General features: G+C 37.7%; 18 protein-coding genes. 9 read left to right on the top strand and 9 right to left on the bottom strand.

Going from position 1 to position 17,701, the window contains the following annotated elements:
* The first annotated feature begins 27 nt into the window (after positions 1-27).
* The 3 genes from OD90_RS08320 to OD90_RS08310 are packed head-to-tail and all read left to right on the top strand — an operon-like array spanning position 28 to position 3,002.
* On the top strand, positions 28-1,476 hold the full coding sequence (locus tag OD90_RS08320; protein WP_409994634.1) for a pyridoxal phosphate-dependent decarboxylase family protein: 1,449 nt from the start codon (positions 28-30) through the stop codon (positions 1,474-1,476).
* Positions 1,477-1,532: 56 nt separating this feature from the next.
* Positions 1,533-2,330: a tryptophan-rich sensory protein gene (locus OD90_RS08315; protein ID WP_144669672.1), complete on the top strand. Its 798-nt coding sequence runs from the start codon at positions 1,533-1,535 to the stop codon at positions 2,328-2,330.
* A 15-nt stretch (positions 2,331-2,345) separates the two neighbouring features.
* The gene (locus OD90_RS08310) at positions 2,346-3,002 is read left to right on the top strand and encodes a haloacid dehalogenase type II (protein ID WP_144668720.1); all 657 of its coding nucleotides are present in this window, start codon (positions 2,346-2,348) and stop codon (positions 3,000-3,002) included.
* Position 3,003: 1 nt separating this feature from the next.
* On the opposite strand, the gene OD90_RS08305 is transcribed toward OD90_RS08310, so the two are convergent.
* Positions 3,004-4,389 carry a dihydrolipoyl dehydrogenase family protein gene (locus OD90_RS08305; RefSeq protein ID WP_261374487.1) on the bottom strand — a complete coding sequence of 462 codons (1,386 nt, stop codon included), beginning with the start codon at positions 4,387-4,389 and terminating at the stop codon, positions 3,004-3,006.
* Between the two features lie 88 nt (positions 4,390-4,477).
* On the opposite strand from OD90_RS08305, the gene mfd reads away from it, so the two are divergent.
* The 3 genes from mfd (at position 4,478) to OD90_RS08290 (ending at position 9,299) form a co-directional block, all read left to right on the top strand.
* Positions 4,478-7,888: a transcription-repair coupling factor gene (gene mfd / locus OD90_RS08300; RefSeq protein WP_144668719.1), complete on the top strand. Its 3,411-nt coding sequence runs from the start codon at positions 4,478-4,480 to the stop codon at positions 7,886-7,888.
* A gap of 128 nt (positions 7,889-8,016) precedes the next feature.
* Positions 8,017-8,616 (top strand): hypothetical protein, encoded by a 600-nt coding sequence (locus tag OD90_RS08295; protein WP_144668718.1) that lies wholly within the window; start codon positions 8,017-8,019, stop codon positions 8,614-8,616.
* Positions 8,613-9,299 carry a DUF2490 domain-containing protein gene (locus OD90_RS08290; RefSeq protein WP_186434735.1) on the top strand — a complete coding sequence of 229 codons (687 nt, stop codon included), beginning with the start codon at positions 8,613-8,615 and terminating at the stop codon, positions 9,297-9,299. The genes OD90_RS08295 and OD90_RS08290 overlap by 4 nt, the downstream gene beginning before the upstream one ends.
* Here the strand turns inward: OD90_RS08290 and OD90_RS13275 are convergent.
* Genes OD90_RS13275 through OD90_RS08265 form a run of 6 tightly spaced genes read right to left on the bottom strand, consistent with a single transcriptional unit; the run spans position 9,294 to position 12,194 of the window.
* Positions 9,294-9,572: a DUF2179 domain-containing protein gene (locus tag OD90_RS13275; RefSeq protein ID WP_261374532.1), complete on the bottom strand. Its 279-nt coding sequence runs from the start codon at positions 9,570-9,572 to the stop codon at positions 9,294-9,296. The genes OD90_RS08290 and OD90_RS13275 overlap by 6 nt on opposite strands.
* A 12-nt stretch (positions 9,573-9,584) precedes the next feature.
* The gene (locus OD90_RS08285; RefSeq protein ID WP_261374486.1) at positions 9,585-10,229 is read right to left on the bottom strand and encodes a YitT family protein; all 645 of its coding nucleotides are present in this window, start codon (positions 10,227-10,229) and stop codon (positions 9,585-9,587) included.
* 25 nt (positions 10,230-10,254) lie between these two features.
* Positions 10,255-10,566, bottom strand: a complete 312-nt coding sequence (locus OD90_RS08280; RefSeq protein WP_144668716.1) for a hypothetical protein — start codon at positions 10,564-10,566, stop codon at positions 10,255-10,257.
* A gap of 48 nt (positions 10,567-10,614) precedes the next feature.
* Complete coding sequence (locus OD90_RS08275; RefSeq protein WP_144668715.1) at positions 10,615-11,577, bottom strand: sodium-dependent bicarbonate transport family permease; 963 nt, start codon at positions 11,575-11,577, stop codon at positions 10,615-10,617.
* Positions 11,578-11,608: 31 nt separating this feature from the next.
* Complete coding sequence (locus OD90_RS08270) at positions 11,609-11,917, bottom strand: hypothetical protein (protein ID WP_144668714.1); 309 nt, start codon at positions 11,915-11,917, stop codon at positions 11,609-11,611.
* Between the two features lie 28 nt (positions 11,918-11,945).
* On the bottom strand, positions 11,946-12,194 hold the full coding sequence (locus OD90_RS08265) for a hypothetical protein (protein ID WP_144668713.1): 249 nt from the start codon (positions 12,192-12,194) through the stop codon (positions 11,946-11,948).
* An 89-nt stretch (positions 12,195-12,283) separates the two neighbouring features.
* On the opposite strand from OD90_RS08265, the gene OD90_RS08260 reads away from it, so the two are divergent.
* Both OD90_RS08260 and OD90_RS08255 read left to right on the top strand, forming a co-directional pair.
* Positions 12,284-13,207, top strand: coding sequence for a LysR family transcriptional regulator (locus tag OD90_RS08260; protein WP_144668712.1), 924 nt, complete (start codon positions 12,284-12,286; stop codon positions 13,205-13,207).
* Between the two features lie 174 nt (positions 13,208-13,381).
* Positions 13,382-14,209: a helix-turn-helix domain-containing protein gene (locus tag OD90_RS08255; RefSeq protein WP_261374485.1), complete on the top strand. Its 828-nt coding sequence runs from the start codon at positions 13,382-13,384 to the stop codon at positions 14,207-14,209.
* Positions 14,210-14,225: 16 nt separating this feature from the next.
* On the opposite strand, the gene OD90_RS08250 is transcribed toward OD90_RS08255, so the two are convergent.
* Together OD90_RS08250 and OD90_RS08245 are read right to left on the bottom strand one after the other, a co-directional pair.
* Entirely contained in the window at positions 14,226-14,585 is a 360-nt protein-coding gene (locus OD90_RS08250; RefSeq protein WP_144668711.1) for a YraN family protein, read from the bottom strand.
* A complete protein-coding gene (locus OD90_RS08245; RefSeq protein WP_144668710.1) occupies positions 14,586-15,485 on the bottom strand; it encodes an LD-carboxypeptidase in 900 nt (299 codons plus the stop codon).
* A gap of 135 nt (positions 15,486-15,620) precedes the next feature.
* Between OD90_RS08245 and metG the strand changes: the two genes are divergently transcribed.
* Entirely contained in the window at positions 15,621-17,699 is a 2,079-nt protein-coding gene (metG, locus tag OD90_RS08240; protein ID WP_144668709.1) for a methionine--tRNA ligase, read from the top strand.
* Positions 17,700-17,701 lie beyond the last annotated feature (2 nt).

Genomic DNA, 17,701 nt, shown 5'->3' with positions numbered 1-17,701 from the left:
TAGTCTACCTTTGCAAGATTAAATTTAATGTTGATGGATAGAGACAAATTACAGTTATCAAAAGAGGAAATGAAAGCTTACGGCTATAGCATTGTAGATGCTGTAGTAGAGCATTTTGAAACCCAAGATAAAAAACTTCCATTAGCCTCTGCCACACGAGAGGAAATGGATTCTCTATTTTTAGAAGAAGCGCCAGAACAATCTTCAGATCCGCAAGAAGTATTAGATTTTGTTATTGAAAAAGTAATGAAAAAAAGTGCTATTGTCTCTCACCCAAAATTTTACTCTTTTGTACCTGGCCCAAGTAATTACATAAGCGCAATGTCTGATACGCTTGCCACGGGTTTCAATGTATTTTCAGGAGGATGGGCACAATCGCCACCAGCAGCAGAGTTAGAGATTGTAACTATCAGTTGGCTGCTCAAAATCTTTGGACTACCCGTAAAAAAAGGAGGCGGAATTTTCACCAGTGGTGGCTCTATGGCAAACCTTACTGCAATTGTCACTGCACGACGTGTGATGTGTGGAGAAAATTTTGCAAATGCTGTGATTTACCTATCGGATCAAGCGCATTCATCTAATATTAAGGCCTTACGCATTATAGGCTTTACACGAGAGCAAATACGATTAATCCCGACTGACTCAGAATTTAAATTTTCAACCATTAAGTTAAAGAGCGCTATTTCCAGAGATAGACTAGAAGGCTATAATCCGTTTTGTGTGATTGCAACTGCAGGAACCACAAATACAGGAACGGTAGATCCACTAGAAGCGATTTCAAAAATTTGCAAAGAGGAGAAACTTTGGTTTCATATTGATGGCGCTTATGGTGGTGCTGCAATTTTGGCCAAAAACGGAAAGCAACTTCTTAAAGGAGTAAGTAAGGCAGACTCACTTACTGTAGATCCTCATAAATGGTTTTTCCAACCCTATGAAATGGGATGTCTCTTAATTAGAAATCATAAATACCTCAAAAGTACTTTTGTTGAAAAGCCAGAATATTTAAGAGATATCGAAGGAAATGAATCTGAAATAAACTTTTACGATCATGGTGTCCAGCTTACACGACGCTTTAGAGCACTGAAATTTTATATGTCCTTAAAGACTTTTGGTTTAAAGGCATTTAGAAATGCTATTACCTATAATATCGTCATTGCAGAAAAAACGGAAAAGTTACTACGCAAGAGTAAAAAATGGGAGGTTGTCTCCCCAGCGACCCTTGCGATTATTAATTTTAGGTATAATCCTATTGGTGAAAACTTCAGTGAAAAGGAGCTTGACAATTTAAACCAAAAAATTTCGGGTAAGGTTACAGCTTCTGGCGAAGCTCAACTGGTGACAACAATTCTTAACAAGCAAGTCGTATTGCGCATGTGCTTGATAAATCCACGCACAAAATTTGAGGATGTCAAAGCAACCTTGTCACTGTGTGAAGGATTTGCAAATGAGTTGTTAGCGTCAAAAGGTAAGTCTTAATATAATTTTGGGTACGCTTTCGCGAAAGCGTACTTACTTTTATAAAAAAAAGTATGATGAAGAAAACCTACGCAATTGTAAATTTTATCTCTGTACTTCTCGTTCTCTTAGTCAACGGTTTGTCTCAAGCACAACGATGGAATAACACTACTATAGGAGAACAGTCTGATAAATATGAAAACTTATTTACACCCGCGGGCTATGCTTTTTCTATTTGGGGATTGATATTTCTCATGCTTGTAGGCTACGCTATTTTTCAGATAAGAAGAGCTTTTTTTAGCAATAAAAAGTCACCCTTTATAGAACAAACTGGTTGGTGGTTTGCTATCGCAAATTTCTTAAATGCAGCTTGGGTTGTTGCTTTCACCTATGAATATATAGGGCTTTCTGTGATTATAATGCTGGGGATTTTGTGTAGTTTACTTCTGGTAGTCTGGCGTACAAATATGGAGCGGTGGGATGCCCCAATTGCCATAATTGCATTTGTATGGTGGCCCGTTTGCATCTATGCAGGATGGATAGCTGTCGCAACGATTGCAAATTTTTCTGCTTTTTTTGCTAGCATAGGATGGACGGGAACAGAATTTAATGAGATTGTATGGACAATGGTTCTTATTACAGTAGCTGTTTTAATAAATGTGCTAATGGTCTGGCTGCGTAATATGAGAGAGTTTGCTGCAGTGGCCATCTGGGCACTAGTTGCTATTTTTATAAGACATCAAGAGCAATATGAGAGTATAGCTTATTATGCGCTATCTAGTGCGATTATACTTTTTATCATTGTGAGTATTCATGCCTATAAGAATAGGGAGACTGCTCCACATATTAAATTGAAAGAAAGACTATCTAATTAATCCCTATGAATCCCTATGAAACCAACGACACTTTTTTTTGATGTAAACGAAACCTTATTAGATTTACAACCTTTAAAGCAACATATCGCTAGTGCATTAAATGATAGAGATGAACTCATACCCTTATGGTTTAGTACACTACTACATTATTCATTGGTGGCAAATGCTACCGATAGTTATCAGGATTTTGGTGAAATAGGAGTGCGTGCATTATTAATGATTGCTCAAATCAATAACATTGCACTTTCTAAAGAAGATGCCCAAAAAGCGACTATAGAACCTTTTAAAAAATTACCCGCCTATGATGACGTTATGGATGGATTGAAATCTTTAAAAGATGCTGGCTTTACACTAGTTGCACTTACAAATTCATCACAACAGTCATTAGAAGAAAAGCTAAAATTTGCAGGTATTGATCATTTCTTTGATCATATGCTTAGTTCAGAACCCGTAAAAAAGTTCAAACCAGATCCAGAGGTATATGTTTGGGCTCTAAAAAAACTAAATGTAAAAGCAGAAGAGGCAATGCTAGTAGCCTCACACGCCTGGGATATTTTAGGAGCTCAAAATAGCGGAATGCGTACCTGTTTTGTAGAAAGACCAAATAAAAAACAATTCCCTTTAGCTAAACCAGCAGATCTTACAATAAAAAACATAGCTGAGCTACTATAAGCTATACCATGCTTTGCATATCACTTGCAAAAGTTGGATAAGCAAATATGGTCTGTCTAAACTGCGTGCAGGTTAGTTTCTGCTGAATCGCCATGGCAAATAAATTAATCATTTCACTAGCCTCTGGCGCTAGAATTTCTGCGCCTAAAATTTCATCGTTAGGACCCTTTAAAGTTTTGTAACAATAGTCTCGCGAGTTTAAACGCTTAACGCTAAACCAGTCTGGCACATGTTCTGAGAGCACTTTATATTCAATGTCTTGTTCCTTAGCTTGTTCTTCAGTTAATCCTACAGTTGCAAGTTGCGGAGTTGTATAAACCGATGTAGGTATGGCAGCGAAGGTGTATTCTTCATGTTTACCAGAAGTAAGTTGTTTGGCTACGTGACTTCCTTCTTTACTTGATAACGGAGTAAGTGGTAGAGCACCAGAGTCGGCTACGTCACCGCATGCATACACATTGGGGTTTGAGGTGCTCTGTAAAAATTTATTCACTTTAATTCCTTTTGGAGTTGTGGTAATATTTGCTTTTTCTAAAGAAAGCATTTCAATAGAAGGCACTCTTCCAGAGGTGTTAAACACCATCATAGCTTTTACATCTTTTTCCTTACCATTTTGTTCGTAATAAACCCTAGTGTTTTTTTGTAACATTTCTGCACCCGTAACAGAGGCGTTTAGAATAAATTTTACCCCAATATCCTCTGAAATCTTTTGGAGATACGCAGCAATATTTTCATCAAAATGTTTTAAGATGCTTTTACCTCGTTCAATGATGGTAACATCTACGCCACACCTTGCCGCTATATGTGCAAACTCCATGGCAATGTAACCTCCACCTATAAAAATCATACTATCTGGAAGCTCAGGAAGATCTAAGAAATCATCTGAAATTTTAAAAAGCTCTGCTCCTTTAAAGTGCAACGGCCTTGGGATGAGTCCTGTTGCAATTACCACTTTATCGTAGGTTACTTTCTTACCTTCGACAATAAGCAATCCATCTTCAAGAAACTCTGGCGATTGGTGGTACATTTTAATACCTACTTCTTCTAAGCTTTCTTCTGTTTTTATGGGCATTGCAGACACAAATTTTTCTTTAAATTTTTGCAACGCTTGCCAGTCTATTTTTGGCACTTCGGTAATACCAACGGCTGCCAGATCTGTAGTGCGAGCTATAATCTCACTGGCGTTTAATAATACTTTTTTAGGATCACAACCTCTGTTTGCGCAGGTTCCTCCATATTCACGATTATCTGCAATGGCGACTTTCATGCCTTCTTTAGCACAGCTCACAGCCACTTTTCTACCAGCACTTCCAGTTCCTATTACAAAAATATCATAGTGTTCAAATCCCATTGTATTGCTTTTGGATAAAGGTAGTGATGGGTTCATTTTTTGGGTGTTAGGAAAATGGTAAATTGTAGTGTTACGCTTTCGCGAAAGCGTATACAGCTTTATCTTTGTATAAAATGCTAATAACGTGAGCAAAAACGCCCTCTCGCAACACTTCGCCCAGTCTTCTTCACTAAGAAAACTAGAGGAAGCCATTGCCATTTCTCAAGAAAATAAGCAGCATGTACAGGCTAAAGGCCTTATAGGTTCAGCCTTGTCTTTTACCATTAGTCAGTCGTTTGAAGCTGCAAAAACCCCTTTTCTTATTATCATGAATGATAAGGAAGAGGCGGCCTATTTTCTAAATGATTTAGAACAGCTCCGTAAGGAAGAAAATGTACTGTTTTATCCGGGTAGTTACCGTCGTCCTTACCAAATAGAGGAGACAGATAATGCAAACATACTGCTCAGGGCAGAGGTACTTAATAGAATAAACTCACGTAAAAAACCAGCTCTTTTAGTTACTTATCCAGATGCGCTTTTTGAGAAAGTAGTAACCCGTAAAGAGCTAGATAGACAAACTTTAAAAATTGCTGTAAACGACAAGCTCTCCTTAGATTTTGTAAATGAGATGCTTTTTGAGTATAAATTTAAACGCGTAGATTTTGTAACTGAACCCGGAGAATTTTCGGTGCGAGGTGGTATTGTAGATGTGTTTTCTTTTTCTCACGACGAGCCGTATCGTGTTGAATTTTTTGGCGATGAGGTGGATAGTATCAGAACCTTTGATGTCGAAAGTCAGCTATCTACCGGTCAAGTAAAGAAGATTTCGGTAATGCCTAATGTAGAGAACAAGGCACTTATGGAAACTCGAGAGAGTTTTTTAGAATATATCTCGCCCAAAACGGTCGTTTTTATCAAAAATAGATCACTACTTGTGGATCGTACAGATAAGAATTTCGCGAAAGCGGAAGAAGCCTTTTCAAAGTTAGATTCTGAAGTAAAGCGCAACTCGCCTGAAGAACTTTTTATGCACGGCAAGTCCTTAAAAAAGCAATTAGACGCTTTCACTACTGTAGATCTTACAAATGAAATTGACGGAGCCTCTGCTACAGAGATTGTGACTTTTGCACAACAACCGCAACCTTCATTTAATAAGCAATTTGACTTGCTAATTTCTAACTTAAATGATAATACGGAAAAAGGATATAAAAATTATATCGCTTGTGTGAGCGAGCAGGCCGCAAAACGTTTTCAAGATATTTTTGACGATGCTAGTGATACTGTAAATGAGTACGAAACAGTAGTGCTTTCTTTGTATCAAGGTTTTATTGATAATGATCTTAAAATCGCTGTTTATACAGACCACCAGATCTTTGAACGTTACCATAAATTTAATCTTAAAAATGGATACGCAAAGAAGCAGGCTATAACATTAAAAGAATTGAGTCACCTCTCGGTGGGTGACTACGTCACACATATAGATCATGGTATTGGAAAATTTGGCGGACTCCAAAAAATTGAGGTGGAAGGAAAGCCACAAGAAGCTATAAAGTTAATTTATGGCGAGCGGGATATTTTATATCTGAGTATTCACTCCTTACATAAAATATCTAAGTACAACGGTAAAGATGGCAAGCCACCTCAGGTTTATAAATTAGGCAGCCAAGCCTGGAAAAAATTAAAAGCCAAAACGAAGTCCAAGGTCAAGCATATTGCTTTTAACCTCATCAAATTATACGCAAAACGGAGACTGCAAAAAGGTCATGCATTTGGTCCAGATACTCATATGCAACATGAGCTGGAAGCTAGCTTTATTTATGAGGATACTCCAGACCAAAGTAGTGCTACTGAAGATGTAAAACGAGACATGGAGAGCGATCGTCCTATGGATCGATTAGTTTGTGGTGATGTGGGCTTTGGTAAGACAGAAGTTGCCATACGTGCAGCTTTTAAAGCAGTAGATGGAGGCAAACAAGTCGCAGTACTAGTACCTACAACTATACTAGCATACCAACATGCAAGAACATTCAAGGAGCGCCTTAAAGATTTTCCTGTTAAAGTAGATTATCTGAATCGTTTTAGAACAGCAAAAGAAAAACGGGAGGTGCTAGCAGGACTGGAAAGCGGTGCCATAGATATTGTGATTGGCACGCACCAACTCACTAGTAAGAACGTAAAGTTTAAGGACTTGGGATTACTAGTTATTGATGAGGAACAAAAATTTGGAGTAGCTGTAAAAGATAAACTGAAAACCATTTCTGAAACGGTAGATACACTCACGTTAACCGCAACGCCTATACCAAGAACATTACAATTTTCATTAATGGCAGCCCGTGATTTAAGTACCATCACTACAGCACCACCTAACAGATACCCTATAGAAAGTAATGTCGTACGATTTTCTGAAGAAGTGATACGTGATGCTGTACAGTATGAAATACAACGAGGCGGACAAGTATTCTTTATCCATAATAGAATAGAGAATATAAAGGAAGTGGCAGGGCTTATACAGCGTTTGGTTCCAGATGCTAAGGTGGGAATAGGTCACGGGCAGATGGAAGGAAAAACGCTGGAGGCAAAAATGCTCGCTTTTATGGACGGAGAGTTTGACGTTTTAGTATCAACGACAATTATTGAAAGTGGACTTGATGTACCTAATGCAAATACGATTTTTATTAATAACGCTAATAATTTTGGACTTTCAGATTTGCACCAGATGCGTGGTCGTGTAGGTAGAAGTAATAAAAAAGCTTTCTGTTACTTTATCACGCCCCCATATAGCGCAATGACAGAGGATGCCCGCAAACGTATACAGGCATTGGAACAATTTTCTGTTTTGGGTAGTGGTTTTAATATTGCTATGAAAGACCTTGAGATACGTGGTGCCGGAGATTTACTAGGAGGTGAACAGAGCGGATTCATAAACGAAATTGGTTTTGACACCTATCAGAAAATTCTCAATGAAGCGATAGATGAACTTAAGGAAAATGAATTTGCAGAGTTGTATGATGAGGATTCCGCTTTCGCGAAAGCGGATAAAGATTACGTTAAAGACACTGTTATAGATACAGACTTTAGTTTACTATTTCCAGACGATTATGTCAACAACATAACCGAAAGATTAAATCTATACACAGAACTCAATAAGGTAAAAACCGAAGAAGAGCTAGATGCTTTTGAAGCAAAATTGGTAGACCGATTTGGGCCACTTCCAGAAGAAGCAGAAGATCTGGTAGATTCTGTGCGTATCAAATGGGTGGCAACAAAAATAGGCTTAGAGAAGGTAGTTATGAAAAATGGGAAGCTCACAGGTTTCTTTATTTCAGATCAACAAAGTCCGTTTTACCAAAGCCCCGCTTTTGGTCGTGTGTTAAAATACGTTCAAGAAAATGCATTTCGTATTTCCATTAAAGAGAAGAAAACGTCCAAAGGATTGCGCTTGCTTTTAAAGTCTGACGATGCAAAAACGGTAAATGATGTGGTGGCTCTACTTAGGCCTTTGATGCCAGAAAGCACTAAAAAAGCTACAACAAAGACCTCTCAAACACATGACTAAATCTTGGAAAATAGCACTTGCAATGATCGCTGCCATTATTACTATAGTAGGGTTAGTTACAGGTAAATTTTTGTTCTTTGTCATTTGGTTACCTCTGGGGTGGTTGTTTCGTTCAAAAAAAGAGGATCATGCGGAGTAGTTTTTTAATTTTTATAGGGTGTTTATACATCTCAACTCAGACAGTAGTTTGCATTGCGCAAGAGATAGAGATCATTAAGACAGAAACAGAATTTCGCATTGACAACAGTGAGGTGCCTCAAAAGGCCAAAGCCTTTATTTCAAACTTTAAAAAAAGCCGTAAGTTCAAGTGGCTTAGAGAAGAAGGTGAAAATGGTGCTAGTATTGAAGCAAAGTTTAAGTTTAAAGGTAGTCGCTACAGTATAGAATTTACACCTCAAGGTGTCCTAGAGGATGTTGAGGTAGTGATAGATTATTCTGAAATACCAGTGCTTGCTAGAGAGCAAATAGATCGCTATTTTATCAATGCGTTTGATTATTTTAAAATTGAAAAGACACAAGCACAGTACATAGATAGTGAATTAAATATCTACGATTTTTTTATAAGAGAAAAAGTAGGCCTAGTTCTTAAGCCCTATTATGAAATCGTGATAAAGACACGTAATTCTGGAGAAAAGTCACAGCGGTTTGAAATCCTTTTTGATCACAATGGGCAGTTTATTAATCGATCTCAAATTACGATACGGAGAGATAATATCTTGCGATTTTGAAGGTAGTTAGACTGTATATTATTTTTTTAATTCTATTAGGACCTTTATCTAGTTATGGGCAGTCTACTTATGAGATTGGCGTTCTTCCAGAAGTGAATATAGACACAAAGCTAGCTACTCTAAATGCCATTAATGTTGAGATTGCTCCACGTTTTGAGTGGGCTCAAGGTACTTTTGAAGGTGAAAGTGAAACAGATATATTTTATTCACTTCTGGATATTACGTCTGTAATGACTCGCACTGTGGGCGTAGATGCAAAGGTGGGTTTCGGGTATTTGGTGCGTTTTCGAGAAGATGCAGTGATTCACCGTTTTATCCAGCAGTATTCTTTTACTACTCCCTACTTTGGATACCGTCTTGGACATCGGTTTCGAGTGGATCAAACTTTTGCACCTAATGAAAATCTTGAGGTACGTATGCGCTATAGATTATCCTCAGATATATCCCTTAATGGAGAGTTTATAGATCCTGGAGAAGTATATTTAAAAATAGGTCAGGAGTACGTTTACGCTATACAAGGGAGTGAGACGGATCTTGAGATTAGACTTGTACCGTCTTTTGGATATTATTTTGACGATGCAAATAAAGTAGAGCTGGGTATTGACTATCGTCTTGATTCGTTTCTTACAAGTGCTCCAGATCACAGATTCTGGCTTAACCTAGGCTATTATTTGAGTTTATAGATTTGCGCTTTCGCGAAAGCGGAGAAAAACACTTTCTAATAAAAAGCATTTATATACTGGCCAACTTCTTAGATGTTTTTCTAAGTATCTCCGTAAAACCCCTCCCTTTACATTATTTACATCAAACTCCACTATAAAGGAGTTTGCATCGATAGCATCAATGATTCTATGAATTTTACGCAAGTGAATACGATTAATTACTGTTTGAATAACTCGACGCTCCTTATTTTGACCTGTACTTCCATAACCAGCAGCTGCTTTGTAAACGGTGATACCTGTACCAAGTTAAGTTAATATTTTTTGCTCTATAGCTTCTGATTCTGGAGAGATAATCGTGATACCTATAAAATCTTCAAAACCCTCAATAAAGAAGTCGATAAACTTAGCTGTAACGATATATGTAAGAATGGAATACAATGCTACTTCAATACTTAATACTAAAGCGGTAATTGCGAAGAGTATAACGTTAAAAGCGAGGATTGTTTTGCCAATACTTATACCAAAGAGATCAAAAACATAAATACCTAGAATTTCTGACCCATCAAGCACAGCGCCATTTCTAATACTTATACCAATTCCGGCACCTAGAAACATTCCGCCAAAAATGGCGATAAGCAGTTTATCTTCTGTAATTATAGGAAAAGACTCTAGCCCTATTAATATCGCAAGTAGCAATATAGATATTGAACTTTTAAGAATAATGGCTTTTGAAAGTTTATAGAACCCTAATATTAAAAAAGGAATACTCACGATAAACAATAGAAATGAAATGTTATAGTCAAATTTTTTACTCAATAAAATTGCGATACCCGTGGCTCCTCCATCTAAAAAACCGTTAGGCAATAAAAATGCTTTAAGACCAATACTAGCTAAAGATATACCTATAAGAATTTGCACATATTCTGAAAGCGATCTTAATGCCTTCGCCATACCTTTTGATTTTATTGTAAGATAGTTAATTCTCTTTCTTTTCTAAGCTCATTACAAAATCAATGAGGTCTGTATCTGCATCCTTACCATAGGCACTCGTAAGGCAACCTTTTATAGTATCATTAGTTTCTATCAAAAATAAAATCGAACTATCCCCTGGGTCATTCATTCCCTCGTGCCTGCAATATTCTACAAGTGTGAGGTCTTCTATTTGATACCAGCGATTGTTAGTTCTACACAATAAACGGCCGTCTCTATACATAAAATCTGACGTAAAACGTGCGACTCTCGCTGCTGCTATATCTTCTGTTAGGGTATTGCTTTGTGAGAGAATCATAGAGTAAAGTATTGAGTACGCTTTCGCGAAAGCGTGATTAAAAATATATTAGCTCCAGTTTATAATACAGAGGTAAAGCGGCATCCCTAGTGTGATGTTAAAGGGAAAGGTAATGGCAAGTGCCATAGGTAGGTATAGGCCTTCGTTTGCTTTAGGCGCAGCGAGTTTCATAGCGGCAGGGACTGCAATATAGGAGGCACTTGCTGCAAGTATAGCAAACAGCAACCTGTTACCTACGGACTCTGTAATAAACCCACTTAATAAACTCACGATGATACCGTTTATAACAGGGACGGCGATTGCAAATACATAAGGGAATACACCATATTCTTTCAGGGTCCCTATTTTTTTACCACTTGAGATTCCCATATCTAGTAAAAAGACAGCTAGAAAACCTTTAAATATATCTGTGGTAAAAGGAGCAATGCCTTGGGCTTGTGCGTCACTCGCCATAAAACCTATGACGAGACTTCCTATAATTAATATCACACTCCCATTTGTAACAGAGTGTTTAATAATACTTCCCATAGAGATAGTCTTGTCTCTGTTTGCCGTAAAGAGCATCATAAGAAGCACTCCTATTATAATAGACGGCGCTTCCATAATGGCCATAACCGCGACCATATACCCACTATATGAGATTTGTTCCATATCAAGGTAAGCAACTGTTGTGACAAAAGTAACTGCACTTACAGAGCCATAAGCCGCAGCGATGGCTGCGGCATTTTGAACTCCGACGCGCTTTTTGAGAGTAAAAAACGCATAAAGGGGAACTGAAAGAGCAAGAACTACTCCAAAAATTAAAGACCATACAATCTCCATATCAAATGCTGAGTGAGCGAGCTCTTGTCCTCCTTTAAATCCAATTGAAAGTAGAAGGTAAAGAGAAATAAACTTTGAAGAACTAGGCGGTATGGCTAAGTCACTTTTGAGTTGTACCGCAAGTAATCCTAAAAAGAAAAACAAGAGTGCAGGGTTTGTCAAGTTATCGACGAGTAAGTGTAAGTCCATAAAAAAAAGAATTAGGCTCTTCGTGTGGTAATCAATCTTTAATACGTATCTCTACAGTACTTTTTATTTCTAATTTGCCTCCGTCTGCACGTACGTTAGTTAAAAAGTCTTTTAGCTTTCCTTTCTCATCTAGTAGTTCAATAATGCGTCCACTATCGTACTTGCAAGAGTCATTTATATTTCCTTCAGTACGACTTAAGCGTTGTAATTTGTGAAAGTTAATTTTTTTGTCAAGCATAGCGTGTAAGATGTCTCCAGCCTCAGTTGCTGTAAATTCTCCCTCAATTAGATTGATTTTTTGATTTGTTATTGTTACAGTTTCTGTGTGTAATGTTTTCATAATAAATGTTTTTTTAATGAATAAGTGATTAAGATGCTTTACTAGCAATGTTTATAAACACAAGTAGGCTTATTAACAAACTAGCAGATAGAATTTCTGTAAGAAACAGGTAGTCTGAAAATATGGACAGTGTAATGGCTACTATAGGGATAGCGAGTAGTATCAAATTTTTTAAGACAAATAATAGAGCTGTCCAGTTTAGAGATATACTGGTCTTGACCTGTTGAGGTGTGTACCTGTCATTTCTAAATGATTCAATTATTAGTTTTTGTATCATAGGTTCTCATTGTTTTGATGATGCAAAGATGGATGCTAGAGTTCATATATTTTTATTTATATTTATAATGAACTACATAAAAAATATTAATGCATTATACATTACATCAGCTTCAAGTCTTCTTGAAAGTCACAGAATTTAAAAGCATTACAAAAGCTGCTGAAGAGCTACATCTCACGCAGCCAGCGGTTTCGATACAGGTTAAAAATTTTCAAAATCAGTTCCCTATTCCGCTTACAGAAGTAGTGGGAAGACAATTATTCGTAACAGATTTTGGTGAAGAAATTGCCGCTGCAGCACGTAAAATAATTGCCGAAGTTGATGCAATTAATTACAAAACGATGGCTTATCAAGGTCAGCTGTCGGGTAAATTAAAAATATCCATCGTCTCCACAGGTAAGTATTTGATGCCTTATTATGTCGCAGACTTTATGAATATGCACTCTGGTGTAGATCTAGAAATGGATGTTACAAATAAAACCAGAGTGATACGTCATCTTGAAAAAAACGAAACAGATTTTGCTTTGGTATCTGTAGTTCCAGAACACATTGCGATAGATAAAGTGACACTTATTCCAAACAAGTTATTTTTAGTTGGAGGAAGGCAGCACACCTACTCTGGTAAAACCATATCAAAAAAAGATTTTGATAAACTACCCGTGGTGTACAGGGAAAAAGGATCTGCAACACGGGTATCTATGGAAAATTATATTGCAGAGCGACAACTTCCTACCCGAAAAAAAATAGAACTTACCTCAAATGAGGCGGTAAAGCAAGCTGTAATTTCTGGAATAGGGATTTCTATTCTTCCGCTCGTGGGGCTTAAAAATGCTCTTATTAGTGGTGATGTCCAAATTATCCCAAGCAAAGGATTGCCTATTACCACACACTGGAATCTCATTTGGCAAAAAAGCAAACAGCTTTCTCCTACTGCAAAGGCCTTTATTACTTTTCTTGAAGAGCATAAAACAGCGCTTAATGAGAAGCATTTTGGTTGGTTAAATACGTATTAAAGGGTAAGCTTTCGCGAAAGCGTGATCCATGTAAAGTGCTGTATTTTCTAAAGTGACGGGCAAATGTCGGGTTAATTACTGCCTAAATATTTAAACTTATTTCAAAACCATAGTACTATTGTCTTGTATAACTTCTTGTACATTTGATGCGCATCATTACAAGACAAAACTATTATGATGAAACAACCAGAATTAGGACAAAAAATTTTAGAACTACGTACACAAAAAGGGCTTACTCAAGAGGAACTTGTAGAACAATGCAATATTTCTGTGCGCACCATACAGCGTATTGAAGCAGGAGAAACAACGCCTAGAGTTTATACTATTAAAACCATTCTATCTGCTTTGGATAGAGACCTTGATGATTTGCAGCAAGAATCCATTTTTGAAAAAAAGGTCAAGGAGGTAATGTTTGTGGAGATAGACGAAAGTAAGGATGTGTCATTTTTATTTACTCAACTACATATAGGGTGGATTGCTGGTATATTAAGTATGATTGCATTTGTTTTTGAGGCAATAGACGACTGGCATTATGTAATAGATGAGACCTATTACTTTGGGAAAACATATACAGTAATCTTAGGAATAATTTCAATAGTGTTGTTTAGTATATACATGCGGTCCTTTGTACTTATAGGTAATTTATTCAAAAACGCTTTTCTTAAAATGATCTCCATACTGTTGATTATTATCAATGCCGTGTTAGCTTGCTATGGTTTGATAGATCTTGAATTTCAACTCATTCCTAAAGAGGCTTATGGAGTTGTGTATTGTATTATAATAGGGCTTATGTATGTGTTTTTTGGCTGGGGGCTTTTCAAACTCAAGGGTCTTGGGCAACTACCGCAAGTCTCTGGTATTATGCACATAGTAATAGGTGGAATGCTTCTTACGATTTTATTTGCTATTGTGGGTGGGCCAGCCAGTATACTTGTACAGGGGGTTAATGTAGCTATTATTCTGAAGGTGTATGAAGTACTAAAAAATCAAATAACTACATAACAGCTATCTTACTTTCTTAAAAGAAGTAAAAGGCGTCTTCAAAATGTTCTAACCGTTCTTGTTTAGAATTTTTGAGTACGCCTATTATATCAAAACGAACCTCTACATCAAGATTGTTCTCAAGCACGTATTCATTGGCAACTTTTATAATTGTTTTTTGCTTTCCAGGACTTACAAAGCTCTGCGGATCACCAAAGAAATCTGAATTTCTTGCTTTCACCTCTACAATAACCAAGGTACTTTCTTCCTTTTGGCAAATAATATCAATTTCATTTTTCCCAAAAAACCAATTACGCTCAAGTATGCTATAACCCTTCTTAATCAAATGCAGGGTTGCTTGTTCTTCACCGTATTCGCCTAGTTCTTTTGGTGTCAATTAGCGGTATATTAATGAAGAGTTTGCATTATCTACAGATAAGCTTACCTCACTTCCTAAGATTAACGCACGATTATCGTCCACGTGTCCAGCAGGAAAATCAAAGGCAACAGGGAATTTGCAATCCTTTACCGCATCAATAACAATCTCTTGAGCTGTTTTTCCAAACGGAATTCTATTATCGTGCATTTTCGTCATACCTCCTACAATCATTCCTGCACAATGGTCTAGCATGAAATTGCGTTTCAGGTTTATGATCATACGATCTATGTGATATAAATACTCATCGAGATCTTCAATAAATAGAATTTTCCCCTCCGTATCTAAACTAGAACTGCTACCTGTAAGGCTATATAACATAGACAGGTTTCCGCCTACGAGTTCGCCAGAGGCTGTTCCTAGTCTGTTTAGGGTGTTTGATGTGTCATATGTAATGTTTGGCTTTTTGCCAAAAAATGCTTGTTTGAGTGTCGCTTTCGCGAAAGCGGTATTATTATCCAGCGATACAGGCATTGTGGCGTGTATCGTTTTAAATCCAATTTTATGTAAGTGACTGTGCAATACGGTTACGTCAGAATACCCGACGATCCATTTTGGATACTTTACAAACCTGTAAAAATCAAGCTGATCGATAATCCGCACAGTTCCATAGCCTCCTCGTACACACCAAATGGCTTTAATTTCAGTGTTATCCAGCATTGTTTGAAAATCTGCCCTACGTTGCTCATCAGTACCCGCATACTGATTATCTTCAAGTCCTATCGTGTTACCTATCACAGGCACGAGCCCCCAGCTTTTGAGCAAAGCAATCCCTTCGTCAAGTTCTTTTAATTTTATCTTGCGTGCAGTAGCCACTAGAGCAACTTTGTCGCCTTTTTTAAGAGAAGGAGGTGTAATCATCAGTTGGTTTTTCACAATTCAATATACTATAAATTCTACTTTTATGACCTCGAGTTCTGTAAATTTCTATTCAGTGTCAATCGAGAAGAATTTCGCTCTCAAATTACCTATTTTTGTGGCTTCAAAATACGTTACATGTCACAGAGATTTACCATTACTGCCGCTTTACCTTATACTAACGGACCTATACATATAGGACACCTCGCTGGTGTGTATGTTCCAGCAGATATATATGCAAGATACCAGCGTATGCAGGGAGCAGATGTTGCTTTTATTTGTGGAAGTGATGAGCACGGTGTACCTATCACCATCAAAGCCAAAAAAGAAGGCGTTACTCCACAAGATGTGGTAGATAAGTACAATGCGATTATCAAAAAGTCTTTTGAAGACTTTGGGATTACTTTTGATAACTACTCACGTACCTCTGCAAAAATTCACCACGATACAGCATCTGAGTTTTTTAAAAATATGTACGACCAAGGTAAGTTCGTTGAAGAAACAAATGAGCAGTTGTATGATGCAGAGGCAAACCAATTTCTTGCAGATCGTTTTGTAACGGGTACTTGCCCTAAGTGCGGTTATGAGGAGGCTTACGGAGATCAGTGTGAGAGCTGCGGTACTTCACACAACGCAACAGATCTCATAAACCCAAAAAGCGCTATAACAGGAGCTGTACCTACACTTAAAGAAACAAAACACTGGTTTTTACCGCTTGATCAATACAATGACTTCTTTAAAGAGTGGATCATAAAAGGACATAAAAAAGACTGGAAAACCAATGTGTACGGGCAGTGCAAATCTTGGATAGATGATGGACTACGTCCTCGTGCCGTAACTCGTGATCTAGACTGGGGAATCCCAGTACCAGTTGAGGGAGCAGATGGAAAGGTGTTGTACGTTTGGTTTGATGCGCCTATAGGCTACATTTCTTCTACAAAGGAGTGGGCAGCGCGTGAGGGTAAAGACTGGGAGCCGTACTGGAAGGATGAAAACACAAAGCTACTTCACTTTATCGGGAAGGATAATATCGTTTTTCACTGTTTGATTTTCCCTGCGATGCTCAAAGGTCACGGCGAATATATTTTACCAGATAACGTGCCTGCAAATGAGTTTTTGAATCTTGAAGGGCGCAAGCTTTCTACTTCAAAAAACTGGGCAGTATGGTTACACGAGTATCTAGAAGAATTTCCAGATCAACAGGATGTGTTGCGTTATGTACTTACGGCAAACGCACCAGAATCTAAGGACAACGACTTTACTTGGAAAGATTTCCAAACTAGAAATAATAGCGAACTTGTAGCCATTTTCGGAAACTTCATTAACAGAGTTACCGTGCTTACCCACAAGTATTATGATGGCTCGATACCAGAGCCGGGTGCGTTTAATGCGTTAGATACAGAAGTGTTAGATGCTATAAAAGCATATCCTGCAGTGATAGGTAGCAGTATAGAAAAATACCGCTTTCGCGAAAGCCAAATAGAATTCATGAATCTCGCTCGTCTAGGAAACAAATACCTAGCAGACGAAGAGCCGTGGAAGACAATCAAAACAGATGAAGAGCGCACTAAAACTGTAATGTACGTAGCCTTACAAATAGCAGCTGCACTTTCTGTGTTGAGTGAGCCATTATTACCGCATACAAGCGGAAAACTGAAAGATATTCTTAATGTGAGTTCAAGTGCAGATGAAAACGCATTACAATGGAGTGATATATCATCTAAGGAGGTCTTACTTCCAGCTGGTCACACCATTAATAAATCTCAATTACTCTTCTCAAAAATAGAAGATAGTCAGATACAAGTACAGCTAGATAAGCTAGAAGCAAGCAAAGCAGCAAACGAAGCAGAAGCCACTGCCGAAAATGCAGTTGTAGAGCCACAAAAGGACACAATTACCTTTGATGATTTTACAAAACTCGATATGCGAGTAGGTACCATCATCGGAGCAGAAAAGATGAAGAAAACGAAGAAGCTCCTCATCTTAAAGGTAGATACAGGTATAGACGTACGTACCATCGTTTCTGGTATTGCAGAGAGCTTTACGCCAGAAGAAGTAATAGGGAAACAAGTAACCGTACTCGTAAACCTAGCTCCTAGAGCACTACGTGGTGTAGAGAGTGAAGGAATGATCTTAATGACAGAAGATGCCAGCGGGAAATTGGTTTTTGTAAATCCTGATACTGAAGGAGTGGTTAATGGGAATATGATAAGTTAAGC

It is taken from the genome of Dokdonia sp. Hel_I_53 (assembly GCF_007827465.1).
Lineage (GTDB): Bacteria > Bacteroidota > Bacteroidia > Flavobacteriales > Flavobacteriaceae > Dokdonia.
This window is presented reverse-complemented; position numbering and strand designations above follow the sequence as displayed.

Bases quoted from the DNA above. Each gene is read 5' to 3' on its own strand.
- OD90_RS08320 (WP_409994634.1), top strand. From the start codon at position 28: ATGTTGATGGATAGAGACAAATTACAGTTATCAAAAGAGGAAATGAAA.
- OD90_RS08315 (WP_144669672.1), top strand. From the start codon at position 1,533: ATGAAGAAAACCTACGCAATTGTAAATTTTATCTCTGTACTTCTCGTT.
- OD90_RS08310 (WP_144668720.1), top strand. From the start codon at position 2,346: ATGAAACCAACGACACTTTTTTTTGATGTAAACGAAACCTTATTAGAT.
- OD90_RS08305 (WP_261374487.1), bottom strand. From the start codon at position 4,389: ATGAACCCATCACTACCTTTATCCAAAAGCAATACAATGGGATTTGAA.
- OD90_RS08295 (WP_144668718.1), top strand. From the start codon at position 8,017: ATGCGGAGTAGTTTTTTAATTTTTATAGGGTGTTTATACATCTCAACT.
- OD90_RS08285 (WP_261374486.1), bottom strand. From the start codon at position 10,229: ATGGCGAAGGCATTAAGATCGCTTTCAGAATATGTGCAAATTCTTATA.
- OD90_RS08280 (WP_144668716.1), bottom strand. From the start codon at position 10,566: ATGATTCTCTCACAAAGCAATACCCTAACAGAAGATATAGCAGCAGCG.
- OD90_RS08275 (WP_144668715.1), bottom strand. From the start codon at position 11,577: ATGGACTTACACTTACTCGTCGATAACTTGACAAACCCTGCACTCTTG.
- OD90_RS08270 (WP_144668714.1), bottom strand. From the start codon at position 11,917: ATGAAAACATTACACACAGAAACTGTAACAATAACAAATCAAAAAATC.
- OD90_RS08265 (WP_144668713.1), bottom strand. From the start codon at position 12,194: ATGATACAAAAACTAATAATTGAATCATTTAGAAATGACAGGTACACA.
- OD90_RS08260 (WP_144668712.1), top strand. From the start codon at position 12,284: ATGCATTATACATTACATCAGCTTCAAGTCTTCTTGAAAGTCACAGAA.
- OD90_RS08255 (WP_261374485.1), top strand. From the start codon at position 13,382: ATGATGAAACAACCAGAATTAGGACAAAAAATTTTAGAACTACGTACA.
- OD90_RS08245 (WP_144668710.1), bottom strand. From the start codon at position 15,485: ATGATTACACCTCCTTCTCTTAAAAAAGGCGACAAAGTTGCTCTAGTG.
- metG (WP_144668709.1), top strand. From the start codon at position 15,621: ATGTCACAGAGATTTACCATTACTGCCGCTTTACCTTATACTAACGGA.